This window comes from Gammaproteobacteria bacterium, from assembly GCA_030949385.1.
Lineage (GTDB): Bacteria > Pseudomonadota > Gammaproteobacteria > JAUZRS01 > JAUZRS01 > JAUZRS01.
Map to the genome: position 1 here is coordinate 272,304 of JAUZSP010000003.1, position 21,491 is coordinate 293,794.

Below are 21,491 nucleotides of genomic sequence, written 5' to 3' on the forward strand. Positions count from 1 at the left end.
TATCGGCTCAAAAATGTGGGGGCGTAGGGGCGGAAGATGTTCCGCCCCTACAGGATGGATGAACAGAGGTTATTTCTTAGCACGACCGGCGCGTTTGCGGTCGTTTTCCAACAGCAATTTTTTACGAATGCGGATAAAGTTTGGCGTTACTTCCACCAGCTCGTCGTCGTTGATGAATTCCAAGGCTTGTTCCAAGGTGTAGACGATGGGCGGTGTTAAGACGATGTTTTCATCGGTACCGGAGGCGCGCACGTTGGTGAGCTGCTTGCCTTTAAGCACGTTGATGATCAGATCGTTGGTGCGAGGGTGAACGCCGACCAACATGCCTTCGTAAACCTCTTCACCGTGACCGATGAACATGCTGCCACGGCCTTGCAGATTGAAGATGGCATAACCCGCTGCTTTGCCTTGACCGTTGGAGATCAACACGCCATTGCTGCGTTGACCGACGTTGGTTTTCTGATAAGGGCCGTAGTGATCGAAGACGCTGTAGAGCAGACCGGTACCGGAGGTCATGGTGAGAAATTCGGTACGGAAGCCGATCAGGCCACGAGCGGGGATGATGTAATCCAAACGCATGCGACCTTTGCCATCGGGTTGCATGTTTTTTAGCTCACCACGACGGATGCCGAGCTGTTCGATAACAGAACCTTGATGCTGCTCTTCGATGTCCACGGTGAGCTGCTCATAGGGTTCTTGGGTTTGGCCATCGACTTCTTTCAAAATCACTTCAGGACGACCAACGGACATTTCGAAACCTTCTCGGCGCATGGTTTCGATCAAGATACTGAGGTGCAGCTCACCACGACCAGAGACGCGGTAGCTTTCGGAATTGGGAATAGACTCAACGCGCAGGGCAACGTTGTATTTCAGCTCTTGTTGCAAACGATCCCAGATGTTACGGCTGGTGACGTATTTGCCATCTTGACCCGAGAAAGGTGAGGTGTTGGCTTGGAAGTTCATGCTGATGGTGGGTTCATCCACGCTCAGCGGTACCATGCCTTCAATGTTCAATGGATCACACAGAGTGTCGGAGATGTACAGCTCATCCATACCGGTAAAGCAGATGATGTCACCGGCAACGGCTTCGGAGACTTCGACCCGTTCCAGACCGTTGAAGCCTAAAATTTGCAAGATACGACCGGTGCGCACTTCGCCTTTGTCGTTGACTACTTTGAGAGGGGTGTTGGTTTTGACACGGCCTCGATTGATACGGCCAATGCCGATCAGACCGACGTAGCTGTCGTAATCCAGCGAAGAAACCTGCATTTGAAAGGGCCTTCACGATCCACATCGGGAGCTTGCACATGCTTCACGATGGTTTCGTAGAGCGGGGTCATGTCACCGTCGCATACGTCGCTTTCTAAGCCTGCGTAGCCGTTGATGGCGGAAGCGTAGACTACGGGGAAGTCGAGCTGCTCGTCGGTTGCACCGAGGTTGTCAAACAGATCAAAGGTTTGATCCAACACCCAGTCAGGCCGTGCGCCATCGCGGTCAATTTTATTGATGACGACGATGGGCTTGAAACCCATAGCGAAGGCTTTTTGGGTTACGAAACGGGTCTGAGGCATGGGGCCGTCAACGGCATCCACCAACAGTAGAACCGAATCCACCATTGAGAGAACACGTTCCACTTCGCCACCGAAGTCAGCATGTCCGGGGGTGTCCACGATGTTGATGTGGTACTCGTTCCATTTGATCGCGGTGTTTTTTGCGAGGATGGTGATGCCACGCTCTTTTTCCAACTCGTTGGAGTCCATGACTCGTTCAGCAGGCGCTGCGCGATCTCCCAAGACGCCGGATTGCTCCAGCAGTTTGTCAACCAAGGTGGTTTTTCCATGGTCAACATGGGCAATAATGGCGATATTTCGCAGCTTTTCAATCACAACAGACTCCAACACAATAAGCAAAAAAGGGGCGGATTATACCTGCTTTCTGTTGGATCGGTATGACTCAATAATGAACGGCTTTAACTGTTTGAAAGTAGGGTGCAATAAGCAGTGGGCATTGCAGCTTATTTTTTATAATGGCGTAATGCCCTGCGGTTATTACGCCCTACAGAATTGCGCGGGGAAATAGAATTTAGGTGGTGTTAAACCCGAAAATCCAATGCCTTTAATAAACCAGCCAATTCGCCTTGAGCCTCAGGCAGTTGCAGTTGGTATTGAGCAAATTCGCGCCGCTCGGGGTACTGCTTGCGCAGTTGGTCAAAAAAGAGTCGCTGTTGGTCGTGGCTCTGGGCTTTGATCAGGCGCATATTGGCGTCGTCACGGCGCACATCGTAGGCGCTGAGAACCGTTGCGCTCAGATCCGCTTGCCAATCGCCGCTGGGGGTTAGAGTAAATCCATTCACAATGGGCTTGGGCAAGGCATCTTCGGCGCTCCAGTTGGGAGCCACGCCCAAAAATTGGCAAGCGGCTTGATAGATCATCTCGGTGCCGCGCACTTTGCCATCGAGGCTGTAACCGGCGATGTGGGGGGTGCCGATCTGTACGTAGTCGAGCAGCTCGGTGTTGATTTGTGGTTCGCCTTCCCAGCAGTCCCAAATCAGGTGCAAGTCGTTCTGTTGCTGCATTCGTTTTAAGAGGGCGTTGTTGTCCACCACTGCCCCACGGGCGGCGTTGATGAGGGTCGTTCCTGAGGGAATGTGTGCCAAACGTTCGGCGTTGAGCAGGTGGTGAGTGGGGAAATCGCCCTCTTTGCTCAAGGGGGTGTGTAGGGTAATGATGTCGGCTGTGAGGGCGTCCTCTAGGCTGACAAAATCGCCGTTTGGTTCTTGTTGTTGACGCGGTGGGTCGTTGACCAGACAGGTGACACCCAAGGCTTGCAGCCGTTTCAGTACCCGTGAACCGACGTTGCCACAGCCGATGATGGCGACGGTTTTGTCGCGCAGTTGGAAGCGTTGGCGCTCGGCTAAAACCAGCAGGCTGCTGAGGATGTATTCGGCGGCGGAGATGGCGTTGCTGCCTGGCGCACGGGCGAAGCCGATGTTGTGTTGCTGGAGGTAGTCGAGGTCAATGTGGTCAAAGCCGATGGTGGCGGTGGCCACAAAACGGATTTTGGAGCCGCGAAGCAGGCTGGGGGTGACGCGGCTCACGGAGCGCACCAGCAGCAGCTCGGCATCGGCCACGTCGGCGGCGCTCAGATTGCGTCCAGGCAGCAGGGTGACTTCGCCTAAGGTGGAGAAAGCGGCTTGAGCAAAGGGGATGTTTTCGTCGGCTATAATTTTCATGGGTAAACAGTACCGTGAATTGAGTGCTTGATTCAACTGCTTGTTTGGGGCGAATGCTTTACGCATTTTTATTGAATGGAGTTTATGAAAAAAATCATGCAACACGATATGCAGCTACCAGAGGACGTTATGTTAAAAATAAAATTAGTGATCACACTGGTTTCAATGGCTTCCATCGCCTTCATTTGGAGCTTGCCGCCTATGGCACAAGAGATTCATTACCATCTGTTTGCTGATCAGAGAACCTTCTTGGGTGTTTCAAATTTCTACAATGTATTTTCAAATATTCTTTTTCTGTTGGTTGGTCTCATGGGGCTTTATGAGATTCTACACTCTAAAAAAATCCAACTGATGAATGAACAGAAAACAGCCGGTGTGCTGTTTTTCTTCGCAGTAGCATGGGTTGCTATCGGTTCGGGTTATTATCACCTTTGGCCAGACAACAGCACCTTGTTGTGGGATCGACTGCCCATGACCGTGGCCTTTATGGCGCTGTTTTCCATCGTATTGAGTGAATTTGTTTCGACTCGATTTTCCAAATCCAGTTTAATTTTGTTGGTGGCGTTTGGTGTCTTCTCTGTGGTGTATTGGCACATCACCGAGTTGAACGGCGCAGGGGATTTGCGCCTTTATATTTTGGTGCAATTTTTACCGATGGTGTTGATTCCTCTGCTGCTGCTTTTGTGCTGTGAAAAATCGGTTTACCTTGCCGGTTATTGGGTTCTGTTGTTCTGGTACGTGGTGGCCAAATTGTGCGAGTATTTCGATCAGGCTATCTTTGATCTGTTGGGTGTGATCAGTGGCCATTCTCTCAAACATGTTGCCGCTGCGCTTGGGGTGCTGTTTTTACTGTTGGCCTATCGAAGGAAAAACCCGATGTAATACGGAAGGAATAAGGGGCTGAAAGTAGGGTGCAATAACCAACGGGCATTGCACCTGTTTTTCAGCAATGGCGTAATGCCCTGTGGTTGTTATGCCCTACAGAGTTGAAAATCCAGCCGGTTATTTCTTATCGGTTTTATTACATTCGTCGATAAAGAAGATCCCAAATACCATGCCCCAAACGCTGACCGCGCTGTTCAAATTTGGTCAGTGGTCGTTCCTCAGGACGAGGCACATACAAAGCCTCTTTAGCAATGTTCTCAAACAGAGGGTGCGCTTCTAAGACTTCCGACATCTGTTCTGCGTAGTTCTGCCAATCGGTGGCCATGTGGACGTTGCCGCCGCGCTTTAATTTACGGGCGATCAAACCCATAAAGTCAGACTGCACAATGCGTCGTTTCTGGTGCTTTTTTTTGTGCCACGGATCGGGGAAAAAAAGTTGGAAACGATCTAAGGAATTATCCTTTAACTGATCCTTGAGCACCTCGACGGCATCGTGGTGCATCAGACGCAAGTTGCTCAGCCCCAGCTCACCGATGCGTTGCAACAGATGACCGACTCCTGGGGTGTGAACCTCGATGCCGAGAAAATTGCGTTCAGGTGCGGCTGCCGCCATCTCTGCCAGTGAATTGCCGTTGCCAAAACCGATTTCCAGCGTGACGGGGTTTTCGTTGCCAAACACCGCTCCGAGATCCAATGGTTGTTTTTGGTATTCAATACCAAAGGTCGGCCAATGGCGTGCCAGCGCATGTTCTTGGCCGTGAGTAAGGCGGCCTTGGCGACGCACAAAGCTGCGAATGGTGCGTTGATAAGGCTGTTGTTTTGGTTCGCTTTCGCTCATATCTTAAAAGAAGGTGCCGTCGATGGGCGAGGAGGCGGAGGCGTAGCGTTTGCGCGGCATCCGTCCGGCGAGAAAGGCTTCACGTCCGGCAATGATGGCGTGTTTCATTGCTGAAGCCATCAGAATGGGGTTTTGTGCGGCGGAAATAGCACTGTTCATTAATACGCCGTCACAGCCCAACTCCATCGCCACGGCGGCATCGGAGGCGGTGCCGACACCGGCATCAATGATGATAGGGACGGTGGCGTTTTCGATGATGTTGAGGATGTTGTATTTGTTTTGAATCCCCAAGCCGGAACCGATGGGCGCGGCCAGTGGCATTACCGCCACACAGCCGATCTCTTCCAGACGTTTGGCAATCAAGGGGTCGTCGCTGGTGTAGACCATGATTTGAAAACCGTCTTTGACCAGCACTTCAGCCGCTTCCAGAGTGGCGGTGATGTCGGGGTAGAGGGTTTTTTGATCGCCCAGTACCTCCAGTTTGACCAGATCGTGACCGTCCAACAGCTCTCGTGCTAAACGACAGGTGCGAATGGCATCTTTGGAGGTAAAACAGCCCGCTGTATTGGGTAAAATGGTGTATTTTTCCGGCGGAATGGCATCAAGCAGATTGGGTTCATCGGGGTTTTGACCGATGTTGCTGCGGCGAATGGCCACGGTGACCACATCAGCACCGCTGGCTTCGCTGGCGAGACGGGTCTCTTCCAAGTCTTTGTATTTGCCACTGCCCACCAGCAGGCGAGAGTGGAAGGTGCGGCTGCCAACAACCAGTTGGTCTTTGTCTGTGTTTGAGGTCATGGTCACTTCTTGTCTGTGAGTGGGGGATTAACCGCCGCCGATGGCGTGGACGATTTCGACGTTGTCGTTCTCTTGCAGGGTGTGGCTGGCGTGTTGACTGCGGGGCAGGATCTCTTCGTTGATCTCTATGGCGAGGCGTTTGCCTGCAAACCCCAACTGTTCGATTAACTGCTCGGCTGTGATGTGGGCATCACAACGGTGTGTTTCACCGTTTAGGTTAATGTTCATCATTTCAGTGCCACCAAAAGGCAGATATTCTAACCCAATAGAAGGCGTTTGTGGATTTTTAGGCTTGTTTTTGTTGGAGCTGGGATTTATCCTCTGTGCTCCCAAAGCGGGTGTAGTTTAATGGTAGAACTTCAGCTTCCCAAGCTGATCACGAGGGTTCGATTCCCTTCACCCGCTCCATTTTCTCCGTTTTCCTTTTAGATTCTACTTTCTATTGATCTCTCTCAAGTGAGCCGCTTGTTGTTCGTTTCGTGGCTGTGGTAGCCTTCTGCGCCTTGTTTTGGGGGTGAAAATGAACGACTGCATCATTATCGGCGCGGGTGTCACGGGTATGTTGAGCGCCTATGCTTTGCTGCAAAAAGGCGTGCGCTGCACGATTGTGGAGCGCGGTTTTGTCGGGCGTGAAGCGTCGTGGGCTGGTGGCGGTATTCTCTCACCACTCTATCCGTGGTCGTATCCCGATGCGGTGAATGAACTGGCCTGTTGGAGTCAGCAACGCTATCCGAAATTGATTGAAGAACTGCATCAGGCTACGGGTATTGATCCGCAGTGGCAGCACTCTGGTTTATTGGTATTGCAGCCAGGCAAACGTGATGAGATTCTGGCGTGGAGTAAACGCTTTGATACACCGGTGGAGTGGTTGTCGGCGCAACAGGCAGCGAACATCGAACCGGCGTTGATGGTTCTGGAGGCAGAAGCAGCATGGTTGCCTCAGGTAGGACAGGTACGTAATCCGCGTCTGCTAAAGGCCTTGAGGGCGTTTTTGCAGCAGCAGGGTGTGACCTTTTTGGAGCAGCAGCCCGTTACCGGCATTGAGGTTGAAAAAGGTGTCGTGCAGGGTGTGCGTACTGGGCAGGAAGTGCTGAGGGCTGACAACGTGGTGGTGGCGAGCGGGGCGTGGTCGGCGCAGTTGTTGGCGCAGCTGGGTACGCCGATTGAGGTGCGCCCTGTGCGCGGGCAGATGATTTTGTTTAAAGCCGAGCCGGAGGTGGTGAGGCGGATTGTGCTGCAGGGGCGGCGTTATTTGATTCCTCGGCGTGACGGTCGAGTGGTGGTGGGCAGTACATTGGAAGAGGTGGGGTTTGATAAATCCACCACCGATGAGGCCTTGCAAGAGCTTAAGGCGTTTGCCACTGAATTGGTTCCAGCGTTGGCGCGGTACGAGGTGGAGCATCACTGGTCGGGGCTGCGTCCGGCTCACGCTGAGGGTGTGCCACTGATTGGTGAGCATCCGAATGTGTCGGGTCTGTTTGTGAGCGCAGGTCATTTTCGTAACGGTATTGTGATGGGCTTGGCCTCTGCGGAGCTGTTGGCGGCGCTGTTGACAGGGCAGGCGACTCCGGTTGATCCTGCTCCGTATCGACTGGGTTGACGTGTTGTTCAGGTTTTCTCTTTATCTTGGGTCAGTTTGCTTTATAATGCGCCTTCCTTTCGTGAGGCCGATATAGCTCAGTTGGTAGAGCAACTGATTCGTAATCAGTAGGTCGGGTGTTCGATTCACCCTATCGGCACCAATATTTTCAATGGGTTAGGCGTTATTGCTTGTTGTCGTCTTTTTCCATGTAAAGGCAATGTAGAGTACCCTCTTTATTCTGCTTTATCTTGCACCGGTAGTTTTGCTTCCTGCTGGAGTGAAGTTCTAAAATCATCCCACGGTTGTGGCTGCCAGTAGTCGGGGTGATACCACCAGAAATGGTTTACCGGTGGCGGTTGATTACCATAAACCTCTACAAGAAAATCCATTGCCCACCAGATAATGCCATTAGAGCTGTCGTTAACGCCTGTTTGCCTGAGCTGCCGCTGTAAGCAGCGTTTTTGCTTGATGGTTAATAGTCCATATTCTTCCAGTACATCCAACATAACCAGACCATCACGATAATATTGCCCTGTCCAGTCGATACCGGAAAGCAGGACAAAGGCTTGCCAAAAGCACACCTGTGGCCAGCGTTTTAAACGGTTATGTGGATTGGGTAACGTAACCCAGTCGCAGTAATCCCTCTCTTCATGGGGCATGGCATGTTTTCCTTGCTATTCGCTGGCCACCGGCACCACCGCTGTGAGCCGTTCAGCGTACTGGAAGCGTAACCGATTTTTTGCCTGTTCCAAACTGTTGCTGGGTGCTATGAGGGTAAGCTAATTGCCCCATATTGCTGGTGGAATGCAAAGGCGTGGCGTGGGTGAGTTGTGAGGTGATAGGCTTACCGCTCAAGGTGTGAGGGCAAAATCTCCCCGCAATGGCTAAAGGTGTGCCTGTCCCCGACGGTTCTAAACCTCACCATCAAGGTGGGGGTAAATTGGCAGTGGTAGCCAGTATGGTTACGCGGGAGCCTGCCACCTCACACCCACGGGGCTAACAGGCGCAGCCCCATTTAAATTAGATGCTGCTTTTAATATGTTAACCATAGTTGACTATTCAAAGAGCAAAACCCACAGTCACCTCTGGAAATATTGGTGACGTTAAGTCTGTTGGTTGACCCGTTCCTTTCAACGTCCCGATTACTACAGTGGGACTGCTGGGATGCTTTTAATTTACCTCCTTTTCTATTTTCGTATGACTATGAGTCCTATTTTTGCATTACTTCTTCCGTGGTGATGTGTGATGTCGGTTACTCTCTTTCAATTTTTTTTGCCTATGATGTCTTAATAGCAGATCAATGTGGCTTTTCAGTCTGTTTTTGCTGCCGATGCTAATCTTATTGCTCTGCTTATTGTGGTTCGCTTTAGGGCGTGGATAGGGTAGGATTCGGGTTGATTAGGTGTTTTTTTCACCCCATCTGATTGAATATTGAATGTAGATGCTTTTTTGTGCTGAATTTTACCGTGTAGCTGCCGTATATCGCTATTCTACTCACGCTTAAGAAGAAGGTTGTCTGACCTAAATGTGGTGATTATTTCTTAATGAATCGTGTCTATTTTTGAAATGCTCAATTGCCCAGCCGTTTGTCAGATAATCAGAGCCTTTTAGAGCCAATTTTGACCGTTATAAATAATTGGTGTGATATATACATTGATATGAAATGCAAAAAACAGGGATTTACGCTTATCGAATTACTGGTTACGGTGGTCGTAATTGGTATTTTAGCCGGTTTAGGTGTGCCTGCTTTCAACGATTTGATCAACTCGAATCGAATGGTGTCGTTTACCAATGAGCTGGTGGCCAGCCTGCAGATGGCGCGCAGTTCGGCTGTGACACGCGGCAGTCGGGTTACCCTGTGCCAAAGCAGCGATCGACAGAGTTGCACTAATACGATTCGCTGGGAAGACGGTTGGATTATTTTCCCCGATGATAATGGCAATGATGTGGTCGATGCCGGTGAAACGGTTTTGCGGGTTCATAACGGTTCTCCTGGGGGGGGGATGACCGTACGGTTTGTGCCTACAGCGGGGGTGGTAGGTAATATCTCTTTTATCAGTTCTGGTTTTTCTCAGGCACTCAATGGGGCGATGCAATCGGGCCTGTTTCGCATCTGTGACAGCCGTGGTCTGACCACGTTGCCGAATGGGTTAAGCGATGCGCGTGGGGTGGAGCTCTCTGCCGGTGGGCGTATTCGTTCAACCCGTAACCGACAGGTGATTGCCCAATGTCCATAACTCATCTGCCATTAACCACTCGATCTCGATCCTCTCATGCAGGCAACAGCATGATTGAAGTGCTGGCTGCGCTGTTTATTTTATCGGTAGGGTTGTTGGGGGTGGCGGGGTTGCAAGCGCAAGGTATTCGTGCGGGGCACAGTGCCACGTTGCGTTCCATGGCGGTGTTTAAAAGCCAAGAGATTGTCGAAGCGGTACGCGCCAATCAGGTGGCGTTGTTGGCCGGTGATTATAATTTGGGTACGGGTTTGGGTCAGCAAAACAACTGTGAACAGGGTGCTGCATTGGCCGTGATGTGTACCCCAGCGCAGATGGCGCAGAACGATGTTTTTATCTGGCGCACTACTTTAGGTGCTCTGTTTCCTGTTGGAGTGGAGGGAGGTCTGACAACGGCCCCCGCTTCCGTGGCCAACAGCCGTTTATTGACGGTGACCATTACGTGGCGTGAGCGGGGTACCAATATGAATTACACCTCACAGATGCAAATTCCATAATGAGTTATCAAATCAATAACAGGCCATTAGGCTCTCCTAAGCAATCGCGAGGCGTTTCGTTGATTGAGCTGATGCTTTCTATGGCCATCGGTTTGGTGTTGTTGGTGGGGGTGATGGCGGTCTTTTTTAATAGCCGAACTGCCTATCACAGCAGTGAGGCGCAGGTGCATCTGTTGGATGATGGCCGTTATGCGCTGCATCTACTGGGGCAGGATCTGCGCATGGCGGGCAGTATTGGGCAAAACAGTTGGTTGAGCGGTGTGCAGGGGCGGGCGTTGGACAGTTCACCGAACGGTGGGCCGTTGGTGCCGTTAGCCGGAGATTGTGAGCCGCTTTGGTACATCAATATGGATCGTAAGGTGGAGGCCTCTAATGATGCCAATCCTTATGGCGGCAGTTGTATTCCGGCCAGTTACCGTTTGGGCAGTGATGTTTTGGTGGTGCGCTACGCCAATGCCACGGCGGTTGCGGACGCTGCTTTACAAGTGGGTATGACCTACGCCCAGAGTACGTTAGGGCGTTCGCAGTTGTTTACCGCCGGTGCGGACCCAACACCGACCTTTGCGCCAGATCAAAATCATCGTTTGGAAATCCATGCCTATTATGTGGCTAATTTTACCGATGCGGTCGGGGACGGTATGCCGTCGTTGCATCGTATTTCGCTGGCTCCAGGACCTCGTTTGACCGACCAGGTGGTGGTGCCTGGGGTCGAAGATTTTCAGGTGCAATTCGGAATTTCGACCTGCCAAACGCCGCCGTGCAGCGGTTTGGATCAGTCAGTAAATCAGTATGTGAATGCCAATGCGATTAATTGGGCCGATCCATTGGCGGTGAATAATATTTTTGCGGTTAAAGTATGGGTTTTATTGCGCAGTCAAACAGAGGAGCAAAGCATCAATACCAATGCCAGTTTCAATTTAGGTGGGCGTACCTTGGCGTTTGTTGGCGTGGATAACTTCCGGCGTTTGCTGCTCTCCAGCGTGATTCAAATTCGCAATCGCGGCAATTGATACAACGGATTAATAACCATGAATCAGGCTCTGTTTCAAATGCGTTTACCTCAGCAGCAACAGGGTGCTGCCTTGATGGTGGGTTTGGTGATGTTGTTGGTGTTAACTCTGTTGGGGGTCTCGAATATGCGTATGACCACCTTGGAGTTGAGAATGTCGGCGAATACGCAGAATCGCAATCAGGCCTTTCAAGCGGCGGCCTCGGCGATTGCTCCGGCTTTAGAGAATTTTAACTCTGCTAATATTGACCCCTTAGCGCCAGAGACATTTATAGGTGTTTTCAGTTCTGGCAGTGCCGACAGCAGTGCCGATGCGGTGGTGACCTATCAGGGGCGAACTTCGGGCAGTGGTTGTCCTGGTACCAGTTTTCGTTTTGATTGCATTCATTTTGAGATCCAAGCCACGGGTCGTCATAACGGCTCTAATGCGGTTTCAAGACAGGTGCAAGGCGTTTATACCTTGGCGCCAGGGTCGTAGTTTTTGGGTTGGCTTAAAAAGGAGCTTCACCGTGTATAAAAAAGTCTATCAATGGGTTTGTCTCTGTTTGGGTTTGTTGTTTCTATCACCTTCGTTTGCAACGCTGGTACCTGTAGAAGGCGCGGTGGAAGCGATGGCCATTGAGTTGCTGCTGACCAAAGAGGGACGTGGTCAGGTGAGTGGGCGAGAATGTGATAGGTGCAAAGTGAAGAGTTTTAGCGTCAACGCAGAGACCAAAATGTACCGTGGTGAACGTCTGCTGAGTGTCGCTGAGTCACGCCGTTTAAATGGCCGTTCTGGAACGATTTTATATGACTTGAAAAGTCGAAAAGCAACCCGTATTTTTTGGTAGTTAAGCGCTAAAACCGCAGTGGAGAACATCATGCAAAGACAACGAATGTGGACCAAGGGAGTTATTTTTGGCTTCTTTTTGGGGGTCTTTGCAGGTGCACCACTGGCGGATGATACTGAGATTTATGTCGGTAATTTAAGCACCGGAAATGTAGCTAACTTGCTGGGTCAGCCTAATATTCTATTTATTGTTGATACGTCTGGCAGCATGAAAGCCGATGTGGATTCTTACGATTACATCTCCAGCGTGACCTATTCCGGTGGTTTTGTTAGCAGCAGTGTTTATTGGTCTCTCAGTGGTGCGGTGATTACCGATCCAGCCAATGCCAATGTGATTGCAGCGGCTAATTTTCATTGTCAGGCCGCTCAGTCTTCTTTTGATCAGTCGGGCAGTTATTTTGGTGCTGTTGCTGAGTGGGATCCTGTGACCCGTGTTTGGCAGGGTTTGGATCCAGCATTGAGTGGTCTTGAGTTGGAGTGTCAGGGCGATGATGGGGTGCATGGGTCAAATACGGCGCCGACTCCGAATGTGTTTGCTGAGAACGGTGTGAATGGTCCTTGGGGATTGGTGGGTGGCCAAGTGATTTGGCAGAACCAAACTCTTTACAGCGGTAATTATTTAAATTGGAACAGTTTGGCCAACAAACCGTTGACCGGTCGCAGTACCCGTTTGGGTATTGTACAGCGAGTGGTGTTTGATCTGGTCAACAGCGCCAGTAACATCAATATTGGCTTGATGCGTTTTGATTCAGACAGCAACGGTGCCGAAGGGGGTATGGTGCGTTCGGCGATGCAAGACATTGTGGCATCGAGAGCGGGTTTTATTGGCGAATTGGGGGTGTTGGAGCCGGGCGGTGGAACACCGCTGTCTGAGGTACTGTATGAAGCAGCCCGCTATTTTCGGGGAGAGGGCGTTGTTTATGGCATTAACTCAAACGCTCGGGTCAGTGGTAACGATGTGTTGTTGCCCAGCGTGGCTGCGTCTCGTTTGTCAGGTACCGAAACAGCCAATACAGACAGTTATGTTTCGCCGATTAAATTTGAGTGTCAAAAAAGTTCTTTAATCTTTCTGACCGATGGTCGGCCAACCAGCGACGGCGGGGCGGACAGTGCGATTCAAGCGTTGCCTGGTTTTGCAACGGTGACAGGGCAAGCTGCTTGCAATGGCAACTGTTTGGATGAGTTGGCTCAATACCTCTATCTTGGTGATCAATCAACGCTGCCCGACAACCAGAATGTATTAACCTATACCATTGGTTTTGCCTTTGGTGATCCGGCTTTATTGTCTCAACAAGATAAAGATGCATTGCAGTTGTTGCGAGACACGGCGACAAAGGGCGGTGGGGCTTATTTTTCAGCAGATGATACGCAAGGCTTGACCGCAGCTTTTGCCGCGATTATCAGCGACATTCGAGCGTCGGGCAGTACTTTTACCGCACCCACAGTGCCGATTAATGCTGCCAATCGCGCCAGACATCGCAATGAATTGTACATGACAATGTTTAAACCCAGTTCGCGCCCTCGCTGGGATGGTAATCTGAAAAAATATCGTCTTGCGTTTGATTCAGTGACCGGTGATCCAAAGATTGTGGATGGGAATAACGTCGCTGCCATTGATCCTATTGGTGGTGAGTTGTTGGATACAGCACAGAGTTATTGGTCCACTGTTGTGGATGGTAAGGATGTGGTGAAAGGCGGTTCTAGTAGTCGTCTCACGTTGCCGAGAAAAATGTACACCTATTCGGGTGTGGCAGCCGCCAGTAACGTCAGCTTGGCTGCCATTACCGGCGAGCATTTTTTAAATGAAAGCAATCAAGTTCGTTTGTTACCTTATCTCAATATGTTGGCTACAGATGCAAATCCAACGCCTGCGGAGTTATTGCAGTGGGCGCGTGGGGTGGACATCAAAAATGAATTTAATACATTGACTGCACCGGGGCCTCGTTTGCAAATCAGTGACCCACTGCACTCACAGCCAGCAGTGATTACTTACCCAACTCAAACGGCGCTCTTTTTTACCACCAACAGCGGTTATTTGCATGTGGTGGATGAGTCAAACGGCGCTGAAATATTTGGTTTTATGCCACAAGAATTGTTGCCCAATTTGCGGACGCTTTATATTAACAACGCGGCCAGTAATCGTATTTATGGTTTGGATGGTTCAGTACAAACCTGGGTTGATGACGGTGGAGATGGTGTGGTTAATCTTACGGATAAAGCCTATCTTTATTTTGGGATGCGACGTGGAGGACGTAATTATTATGCTCTAGATGTAACCAATCCTAGCTCACCCGTCTTGAAGTGGACGATTAAAGGCGGGACGGGTGTGTTTGCTGAATTAGGCCAAACGTGGTCTGACCCAGTAATTAAAACCATTAAATACAACGGTGTGGCCACCAAGGTACTTATTTTTGCTGGGGGGTATGATCCAGCGCAAGACAGTAATCTGCTGCCTGCATCAGATCTTCAGGGCAGAGCAATTTACATCGTAAATGCAGAGACAGGCCAGCGAATTTGGTGGGCCGGTCCCAGTGGCTCGGGGGCAGACTTGAGTTTGACCGATATGACCAACAGCATACCCTCTAAAGTCAATGCGATTGATTTAGACGGTGATGGCCTGACAGATCGTCTTTATGTGGGAGACACCCGTGCCCAGTTGTGGCGTTTTGACCTGAATCCTAATAATACTTCTGCTGCTGATTTAATGACCGGTGGCGTGATTGCTAAATTGGGAGGCGCAGCGGATGTGGATAATCGGCGTTTTTATTACCCACCAGATATTTCCTTGATCGCTTCTCCTGGGCAGTCACCCTATTTAGCGATTTTGACCGCTTCTGGTTATCGAGCGCACCCACTGAATAATATTATTCAAGATCGTATTTATATGATTAAAGATAAATACGTCTACTCTCCTCCTGCCAGTTACCTTGCAGTAACGGAAGGTGGGGCAAATCCAGCAACCCCAGCGACTCAAATTATAGACACCACCGCCAATTTAATTGGTCAAGGAACGGCGACGCAACGCAGTACGGCAACGGCCTGCCATGAACGCAGCACAAGGGTGGTATATTCGTCTGCAAGAGAGTAACGGTGCGTATGTGGGGGAGAAAGGTTTGGCAGCGCCCTTGATTGTTGAGGGTCAAGCGGTGGTCACCACCTACGCGCCCATTGCATCGGCAGCGAGCGCAGTGCGTGTTCGCCCAGCCAAGGTCAGGGCTACGCTTATTTTCTCGATATTGCCAATGGTACTCCCACCATTGATCAAAATTTATCGGGTGATTTGACGTTGGAGGATCGGCGTAAAGGTCTGTTGCGCAGCGGTATTCCGCCTGCACCGGGTTTATTGATTACCGACCAAGGCACAACGGGCATTATTGGCAATGAGTTTTTCAGTGCCGGTTCCAATCAGGCGAAAAAAACCTACTGGTATGAAAACTAACCACTCTTAATTTATAGAAGGCAATATTTGTGAATAAAAGCAATAAAGCGGTAACCGGTTTTACCCTGATTGAATTGATGATTGTGGTGGCGATTATCGGTATTTTAGCGGTGGTTGCGGTACCGCAGTTTTCGAGCTATTTGAATGATGCGCGGCGCAGTGATGCGACGGCGGCTCTACTGGGGATGGCGGATCAGCAGGAGCGTTATTACATCCAAAACAACACCTATGCGGCTACGTATGCGCTGCTCTATCCGGCAAGCAGCGCACCTTTTTTGAGTAAAGAGCGTTATTACACGTTGGCAGTGACAGCGGCTGATGGTGATGCGTTTGCTCTGCAAGCCGTTCCCGTCGCTGGGGGTGTGCAAGCGGGTGATGCAGATTGCCCAACCATCAGCTTAAACTCCGCTGGTCTACAAGCGCCTGCCGCGTGCTGGTAACGTCAGCGCAGCGCTTTGGGCAGCGAGAAAGAGACGTCTTCGTTTAGACCCTCTAACTCTTTGGCGTTAGCGCCCATTGATTTCAGACGGTTGATCACCGCCTGCACCAACACCTCTGGAGCTGAGGCTCCGGCTGTTAACCCCACTTCTTTTTTGCCTTCCAACCAGCTTTCTCGAATGTCATCAGGACCGTCAATCAAATAGGCTGGAATGCCGCTTTTTTCAGCAATTTCTCGCAGTCGATTGGAGTTGGAGCTGTTGGCTGACCCCACCACCAAGACCAGATCGCTCTCTTTGGCTAAGGTTTTGACCGCATCTTGGCGGTTTTGGGTGGCGTAGCAGATGTCGTTGCGCCGTGGTGCGGTGATCGCAGGAAAGCGTTCGCTGAGCTGCTGGATAATGGCGTGGGTGTCGTCCACTGAGAGGGTGGTTTGTGAAACGTAAGCCAGCTTTTCGGGGTGCTCTACCTGTAGGTTTTTAGCGTCTTCAACGGTCTCCACCAGATGAATTTTGCTGCCCAGTGAGCTGTCAAAGCGTCCCATGGTGCCTTCCACTTCGGGGTGACCGGCATGGCCGATCAAAATCACTTCCGTATGGTTTTTGGCGTAGCGCGCCACTTCCAAATGCACTTTGGTTACCAGTGGGCAGGTGGCATCAAAAATTTTCAGACCGCGCTGTTTGGCATTTTCCTCCACTGTTTTAGAGACCCCGTGAGCACTGAAGATGACCGTAGCGTCATCAGGGATTTCGCTCAAATGATCGACAAAAATAGCGCCTTTTTCACGCAGGTTATTGACCACAAAACGATTGTGAACCACCTCGTGGCGCACATAAATCGGCGCGCCAAACAGCTCCAAAGCGCGTTCAACAATTTCAATGGCACGATCCACTCCGGCGCAAAAGCCCCGTGGGTTGGCGAGTAAAATTTCCATCAGTGGTGACACTCCGTGGTTGAGTTGCAAGGGCTGTGCTGCATAATTTTGATCTCAACCTGCACTTGGCGACCGGCAAGGGGGTGGTTAAAGTCAATGCGTACTTGCTGCTGTTTTTGATCAACGTCTAAAATGGTACCGGCCAGCTCTTCGCCGTTGGGCAGGTTAAAGGCCAGCACTTGGCCGACTTCTGGTTGCAGTTCGGCAGGAAAGTCGCTCAAGGGTAGGTTTTGAATTTTTTCTTCATCCGGTTCACCCCAGCCGCTGAGTGGGTCCAACAGGGTGTTTTGTTCCTCGCCTTGGTACATGCCAATCAACAGTTGTTGCAGGCAGTCGGGTAGGCTCTCGTCACCAGCGTGGCAGTGGATCGGCTCCTCTTCAAAGGTGCTGTCGGCCACCGTGCCATCAAACAGAGTCAGGCGGTAGTGCAGGCTGACGTGATCGCCAAATTTGATTTTATTCAGACTCATTTTTTTTCTCGTCTTTGCCTTCGCGTAAGGTTAAGGCAATCATAATAACCGCGCCGATGCAGATGACCGAATCAGCAATATTGAAGGCAGGCCAATGATGGCTTTTATAATACAGATCGAGAAAATCGATCACATGACCGTAGGCAAGGCGGTCGATCAGATTGCCGATGGCTCCGGCCAAGATCAAACTCAAAGAGGCTGCCATCCATTTTTCGTTTTCTTTCAGGCGGGTCAGCCAAACGATCAATACAACGCTGACCACCATGCTGAGCAAACTGAAAAACCAGCGTTGCCAGCCACCCGCGTCGCTCAAAAAGCTAAACGCCGCACCTGGGTTGTAGGCCAGCATCAGGTTGAAAAAAGGCGTTATTTCAACGGGGCGATAGAGTTGCAATGCGCTGTCGGCCCAAATTTTAGTGACTTGATCGAGTAAAATCAGCAGCAGAGTCAGGCTGAACCAGCGCAGCAGAGTTGAGATTTTCATGGTTTAGGCAAAGGCTCGCGGTTCGCCAGCGCCATCAACGTTTTCCACGCAGCGGCCACAGAGTTCGGGGTGAGTTTCGTCTTGTCCCACATCCTGACGGTGATGCCAACAGCGACTACATTTTGTCTCTTTGCTGGCGTGGCTGACGATCCATAAACCGGTTTGTTCGCAGTTTTCGGCTTCGTTGGGGCGTTCAGCGCTGGACAAAACTTGGGCATACGAGGTGATCAAAACAAAACGCAGTTCGTCTTGCAGCTTGTTCAGTACGACTTTTAATTCGTCGTCGCAGTAGAGGGTGATCTGGGCATCCAGTGAGGAGCCGATCTCACCGCTGCGGCGCAGTTGCTCCAAATTTTTACTCACCGCCAGACGCACATCAATCACCTGTTGCCACTGCTGGTGGCTGAGCAGATCGCTTTCACCCAGTGAGAAGAGCGCATCGTAGTGGGTCTCTAAAAAAACCGACTCGCTGCGTTCGCCTGGAATTTGCGCCCAGATCTCCTCAGCGGTGTAGCTTAAAATCGGTGCCAGCCAGCGGCTCATGGCTTCGACGATGTGGAATAACGCCGTCTGTGCCGAGCGCCGCGCTAAGCTGTTTGCCTGTGTGGTGTATTGACGATCCTTGATGATGTCGAGATAAAAACCACCCAAGTCCAGCGCGCAGAAGTTGTGCAGTTTTTGGTAGATCAGATGGAAATTGTAGTCGGTGTAGGCCTGTTCAATCTCGACTTGTAGGCGTGCGGCTTGACTGACCGCCCAACGATCCAAAGACAACATCTGCTCTTCGGCAACCAGATCGGTTTTGGGGTCAAAGCCGTGCAGATTGGCCAATAAAAAGCGCGCCGTGTTACGAATACGGCGGTAGGAATCGGCGGTGCGTTTGAGAATCTCATCAGAGACGGTCATTTCGTTACGGTAGTCGGTGGAAGCCACCCAGAGGCGCAAAATATCCGCGCCTAAGCTGTTGAAGATTTTTTGCGGTGGCACCACATTGCCTTCGGACTTGGACATCTTGCGGCCATGTGCATCGACGGTGAAACCGTGGGTCAGCACGCTTTTATACGGCGCTTCACCACGAGAAGCGATGGCGCTGAGCAAGGAAGATTGGAACCAGCCACGATGTTGATCAGAGCCTTCTAAATAGAGATCGGCAGGGAAGCCGAGTTGCTCGCGTTGATCAAGTACACAGGCGTGACTGACCCCAGAGTCAAACCAGACATCCAGCGTGTCGCTGACTTTGAGGTAGTCGTCTGCTTGATCGCCGATCAGCTCTTCTAAGCTCAGGTCAGACCAGGCTTGAATGCCATCTTGTTCGACCTTTTTAGCCACTTTTTCGATGATCTCAAGGTTGTCGGGGTGCAATTCAGAGCTGATTTTATTTACCAGTAAGGGGATTGGAACGCCCCAAGTGCGTTGGCGAGAGACGCACCAATCGGGACGACTCTCGATCATTTTTTCGATTCGTGCTTGTCCCCATTCGGGCAGCCACTGCACGGTTTTGATCGTTTCCAGAGCCGTTTTGCGCAGCTGTTCTTGCTCCATGCTGATAAACCACTGCGGCGTGGCGCGGAAGATGATCGGCGTTTTGTGTCGCCAGCAGTGGGGGTAGCTGTGTTGGATGGTTTTATGGCAGAGCAGCACGCCGTTTTGCTCCAACAGCTCTAAAATAGCGGCATTGGCTTTATTGATGTGCTGACCGGCAAACAGGGCGGTGTCGGGCAGAAAAACCCCGTTGGCTCCGACGGGATTGTAGGTTTCTAAGCCGTATTTTTGCCCGACGATAAAATCGTCTTGGCCGTGACCAGGTGCGGTATGCACCGCGCCTGTACCGGCTTCGACGGTGACGTGATCGCCGAGAATCACCGGCACCTGTTCGCTGTAAAAGGGGTGTTGCAGTTGCTGATGTTCCAGTGCCGCGCCCTGGCACTGGCCAAGGATGTGATGCTCCTTGATTCCGTAGCGTTCCAGTGTCGACTCCAGCAGCGCCTCGGCCAGCAGCAGGCAGCCTTTGTTTGTCTCTACCAGTTGATAGGTTAAGTCGGGGTGCAGCGAGACGGCTTTATTGGCGGGCAGCGTCCACGGGGTGGTGGTCCAGATGACCAGTGAGATGTTTTTATCGCTGTCGCCGCCACAAGCTTGTGCGATGGCACGGCTGTCGATGGCGGCAAAAGCGACATCAATGGCAGAGGACGTTTTATCTTGATGCTCCACTTCCGCCTCTGCCAGTGCTGAACCGCAATCGAGACACCAATGTACCGGTTTTGCGCCTTTGTGCAGATGGCCGTTGTTGATGATTTTGCCCAAGGTGCGGATGATGTTGGCTTCAAAACCATAATCCATCGTCAGATAGGGGTTTTGCCATTCGGCAAAAATTCCGAGACGGACAAAGTCGGTTTTCTGTTTTTCCACCTGTTTGCTGGCGTAGTCGCGGCACTTTGCACGAAAGGTGGCGGCATCGACTTTTTTACCTACTTTGCCGACCTTTTTCTCCACCATTAACTCAATGGGCAGACCGTGGCAGTCCCAACCCGGCACGTAGGGGGCATCAAATCCCGCCAACTGTTTGCTTTTGATGATGATGTCTTTGAGCACTTTATTGACCGCATGGCCGATGTGAATGTCGCCGTTGGCGTAGGGTGGGCCGTCGTGCAGAATGAATTTTTTGCGCCCCGCGCTGATTTGGCGAATCTGTTCATACAAGCCCATTTGTTGCCATTTTTTCAGTGTGTTGGGTTCACGATTGGCCAAGTTGGCTTTCATTGGGAAAGCGGTTTTTGGAAGGTTGAGGGTCTGTTTGTAGTCGGTCACAGAAAAAGCTCCAAGCGGGGCGGATTAAAGTTGAATCGCAGCGGACTGCTGAAAAAAAGCACGGGCATCATTGGCATCGTGTTCGATTTGCTTTTTTAGCAAATCAAAAGAGTCAAATTTCTGTTCGTCGCGCAGTTTGTGCAAAAAACGAATGGTTAAGCGTTGGCCGTAAAGATCAGCGCCAAAGTCAAACAGATGCACTTCCAGCAGAGGTTTAGTACCGCCGACGGTGGGGCGGTTGCCGATATTGGCAATGGCCGGTTGAACCTGACCATCGGGCAGCGTGGCACTGACCACAAAGACCCCTTTTAACGGCGGTTGCTGACGTTTGAGGCTGATGTTGGCGGTAGGAAAGCCGATGGTGCGGCCACGGGCGAAACCGTGCGCTACTCGTCCAGAAATCTGAAACGGGTGGCCGAGCTGTTGCGCGGCCTGTTCCAGCTTTCCTGCTGCCAGTTGTTGACGAATCTGGGTGCTGCTGACGCGCTGGCCGTGCAGCTGAAAGGTTTCGGTGGCCTGCACTTCGAAGTCGAACTGCCTGCCTGCGTTTTGCAGCAGCTCAAAGTTGCCTTTACGATCACAGCCAAATTGAAAATCATCGCCGACGACCAAATAACGCACCCCAAGTCCCGTGACCAAAGTCTGCTGAATAAACGCTTCGGCGCTCTGTTGGCAAAGGCTTTGATTGAAAGGCAGCAACAGCAGGCGGTCGAGGCTGAGCTGTTGCAGGCGTTCAATTTTTTCTGCCAAGGTGAGCAGGCGTGCGGGGGCGTTGTCGGGAGCAAAGTACTCCCGAGGCAGCGGTTCAAAACTGATCAAACAGCTGGGCAGACCCAGTTTTTGGCTCTGCTGTTTTAGCCCTGACAGCACCTGCTGATGACCGCGATGCAGGCCATCGAAGTTGCCAATGGTGGCCACGCAGCCGTGGTGAGCGGACGTGAGGTTGTAAGCACCTCGAATCAATTGCAACAGAACACGCTCCCAGAGTAGAAAAAGGCACGATTATACAAGAAA

General features: G+C 51.2%; 21 protein-coding genes, 2 tRNA genes and 1 pseudogene. 13 read left to right on the forward strand and 11 right to left on the reverse strand.

Going from position 1 to position 21,491, the window contains the following annotated elements; genetic code table 11:
• Window positions 1-69: 69 nt before the first annotated feature.
• Together typA and pdxB are read right to left on the reverse strand one after the other, a co-directional pair.
• Window positions 70-1,886, reverse strand: a pseudogene (gene typA / locus Q9O24_04980) (translational GTPase TypA).
• 206 nt (window positions 1,887-2,092) lie between these two features.
• The gene (pdxB, locus tag Q9O24_04985) at window positions 2,093-3,232 is read right to left on the reverse strand and encodes a 4-phosphoerythronate dehydrogenase PdxB (GenBank protein ID MDQ7074506.1); all 1,140 of its coding nucleotides are present in this window, start codon (window positions 3,230-3,232) and stop codon (window positions 2,093-2,095) included.
• An 84-nt stretch (window positions 3,233-3,316) separates the two neighbouring features.
• On the opposite strand from pdxB, the gene Q9O24_04990 reads away from it, so the two are divergent.
• Window positions 3,317-4,114: a ceramidase domain-containing protein gene (locus Q9O24_04990; protein MDQ7074507.1), complete on the forward strand. Its 798-nt coding sequence runs from the start codon at window positions 3,317-3,319 to the stop codon at window positions 4,112-4,114.
• A gap of 139 nt (window positions 4,115-4,253) precedes the next feature.
• Here Q9O24_04990 and trmB read toward each other — a convergent pair whose 3' ends face one another.
• From trmB to thiS, 3 genes are read right to left on the reverse strand one after another with little or no spacing between them, the layout of a single operon-like run.
• Window positions 4,254-4,955, reverse strand: coding sequence for a tRNA (guanosine(46)-N7)-methyltransferase TrmB (gene trmB, locus Q9O24_04995; GenBank protein ID MDQ7074508.1), 702 nt, complete (start codon window positions 4,953-4,955; stop codon window positions 4,254-4,256).
• Between the two features lie 3 nt (window positions 4,956-4,958).
• Complete coding sequence (locus Q9O24_05000; protein ID MDQ7074509.1) at window positions 4,959-5,753, reverse strand: thiazole synthase; 795 nt, start codon at window positions 5,751-5,753, stop codon at window positions 4,959-4,961.
• Window positions 5,754-5,780: 27 nt separating this feature from the next.
• Entirely contained in the window at window positions 5,781-5,981 is a 201-nt protein-coding gene (gene thiS / locus Q9O24_05005; protein ID MDQ7074510.1) for a sulfur carrier protein ThiS, read from the reverse strand.
• A gap of 106 nt (window positions 5,982-6,087) precedes the next feature.
• Here thiS and Q9O24_05010 point away from each other — a divergent pair.
• The 3 genes from Q9O24_05010 (at window position 6,088) to Q9O24_05020 (ending at window position 7,495) form a co-directional block, all read left to right on the forward strand.
• Window positions 6,088-6,161: transfer RNA gene (locus tag Q9O24_05010), tRNA-Gly, on the forward strand.
• Window positions 6,162-6,273: 112 nt separating this feature from the next.
• Complete coding sequence (gene thiO / locus Q9O24_05015) at window positions 6,274-7,353, forward strand: glycine oxidase ThiO (protein MDQ7074511.1); 1,080 nt, start codon at window positions 6,274-6,276, stop codon at window positions 7,351-7,353.
• A 66-nt stretch (window positions 7,354-7,419) separates the two neighbouring features.
• Window positions 7,420-7,495: transfer RNA gene (locus tag Q9O24_05020), tRNA-Thr, on the forward strand.
• Between the two features lie 73 nt (window positions 7,496-7,568).
• Here Q9O24_05020 and Q9O24_05025 read toward each other — a convergent pair.
• On the reverse strand, window positions 7,569-7,994 hold the full coding sequence (locus Q9O24_05025) for a hypothetical protein (GenBank protein MDQ7074512.1): 426 nt from the start codon (window positions 7,992-7,994) through the stop codon (window positions 7,569-7,571).
• Between the two features lie 999 nt (window positions 7,995-8,993).
• Here Q9O24_05025 and Q9O24_05030 point away from each other — a divergent pair.
• Genes Q9O24_05030 through Q9O24_05070 form a run of 9 tightly spaced genes read left to right on the forward strand, consistent with a single transcriptional unit; the run spans window position 8,994 to window position 15,783 of the window.
• A complete protein-coding gene (locus Q9O24_05030) occupies window positions 8,994-9,572 on the forward strand; it encodes a GspH/FimT family pseudopilin (protein ID MDQ7074513.1) in 579 nt (192 codons plus the stop codon).
• On the forward strand, window positions 9,563-10,066 hold the full coding sequence (gene pilV / locus Q9O24_05035) for a type IV pilus modification protein PilV (GenBank protein MDQ7074514.1): 504 nt from the start codon (window positions 9,563-9,565) through the stop codon (window positions 10,064-10,066). The genes Q9O24_05030 and pilV overlap by 10 nt, the downstream gene beginning before the upstream one ends.
• Window positions 10,066-11,076: a PilW family protein gene (locus Q9O24_05040; GenBank protein MDQ7074515.1), complete on the forward strand. Its 1,011-nt coding sequence runs from the start codon at window positions 10,066-10,068 to the stop codon at window positions 11,074-11,076. Before pilV ends, Q9O24_05040 begins: the two co-directional genes overlap by 1 nt.
• Window positions 11,077-11,094: 18 nt before the next feature.
• The gene (locus Q9O24_05045; GenBank protein ID MDQ7074516.1) at window positions 11,095-11,553 is read left to right on the forward strand and encodes a PilX N-terminal domain-containing pilus assembly protein; all 459 of its coding nucleotides are present in this window, start codon (window positions 11,095-11,097) and stop codon (window positions 11,551-11,553) included.
• A gap of 31 nt (window positions 11,554-11,584) precedes the next feature.
• Window positions 11,585-11,905, forward strand: coding sequence for a hypothetical protein (locus tag Q9O24_05050; GenBank protein MDQ7074517.1), 321 nt, complete (start codon window positions 11,585-11,587; stop codon window positions 11,903-11,905).
• A gap of 30 nt (window positions 11,906-11,935) precedes the next feature.
• On the forward strand, window positions 11,936-14,992 hold the full coding sequence (locus Q9O24_05055; GenBank protein ID MDQ7074518.1) for a PilC/PilY family type IV pilus protein: 3,057 nt from the start codon (window positions 11,936-11,938) through the stop codon (window positions 14,990-14,992).
• Window positions 14,949-15,188, forward strand: a complete 240-nt coding sequence (locus tag Q9O24_05060; GenBank protein ID MDQ7074519.1) for a hypothetical protein — start codon at window positions 14,949-14,951, stop codon at window positions 15,186-15,188. The genes Q9O24_05055 and Q9O24_05060 overlap by 44 nt, the downstream gene beginning before the upstream one ends.
• A gap of 2 nt (window positions 15,189-15,190) precedes the next feature.
• Window positions 15,191-15,343, forward strand: coding sequence for a hypothetical protein (locus Q9O24_05065; GenBank protein MDQ7074520.1), 153 nt, complete (start codon window positions 15,191-15,193; stop codon window positions 15,341-15,343).
• Between the two features lie 29 nt (window positions 15,344-15,372).
• Window positions 15,373-15,783, forward strand: a complete 411-nt coding sequence (locus Q9O24_05070) for a type IV pilin protein (GenBank protein ID MDQ7074521.1) — start codon at window positions 15,373-15,375, stop codon at window positions 15,781-15,783.
• A 2-nt stretch (window positions 15,784-15,785) separates the two neighbouring features.
• Here Q9O24_05070 and ispH read toward each other — a convergent pair whose 3' ends face one another.
• The 5 genes from ispH to ribF are packed head-to-tail and all read right to left on the reverse strand — an operon-like array spanning window position 15,786 to window position 21,446.
• A complete protein-coding gene (gene ispH, locus Q9O24_05075; GenBank protein MDQ7074522.1) occupies window positions 15,786-16,715 on the reverse strand; it encodes a 4-hydroxy-3-methylbut-2-enyl diphosphate reductase in 930 nt (309 codons plus the stop codon).
• Window positions 16,715-17,185, reverse strand: a complete 471-nt coding sequence (locus Q9O24_05080; GenBank protein MDQ7074523.1) for an FKBP-type peptidyl-prolyl cis-trans isomerase — start codon at window positions 17,183-17,185, stop codon at window positions 16,715-16,717. Before Q9O24_05080 ends, ispH begins: the two co-directional genes overlap by 1 nt.
• Window positions 17,172-17,669 (reverse strand): signal peptidase II, encoded by a 498-nt coding sequence (lspA, locus tag Q9O24_05085; GenBank protein MDQ7074524.1) that lies wholly within the window; start codon window positions 17,667-17,669, stop codon window positions 17,172-17,174. The genes Q9O24_05080 and lspA overlap by 14 nt, the downstream gene beginning before the upstream one ends.
• 3 nt (window positions 17,670-17,672) lie before the next feature.
• The gene (gene ileS, locus Q9O24_05090) at window positions 17,673-20,477 is read right to left on the reverse strand and encodes an isoleucine--tRNA ligase (protein ID MDQ7074525.1); all 2,805 of its coding nucleotides are present in this window, start codon (window positions 20,475-20,477) and stop codon (window positions 17,673-17,675) included.
• Window positions 20,478-20,501: 24 nt separating this feature from the next.
• Entirely contained in the window at window positions 20,502-21,446 is a 945-nt protein-coding gene (ribF, locus tag Q9O24_05095) for a bifunctional riboflavin kinase/FAD synthetase (protein MDQ7074526.1), read from the reverse strand.
• Between the last annotated feature and the right edge of the window lie 45 nt (window positions 21,447-21,491).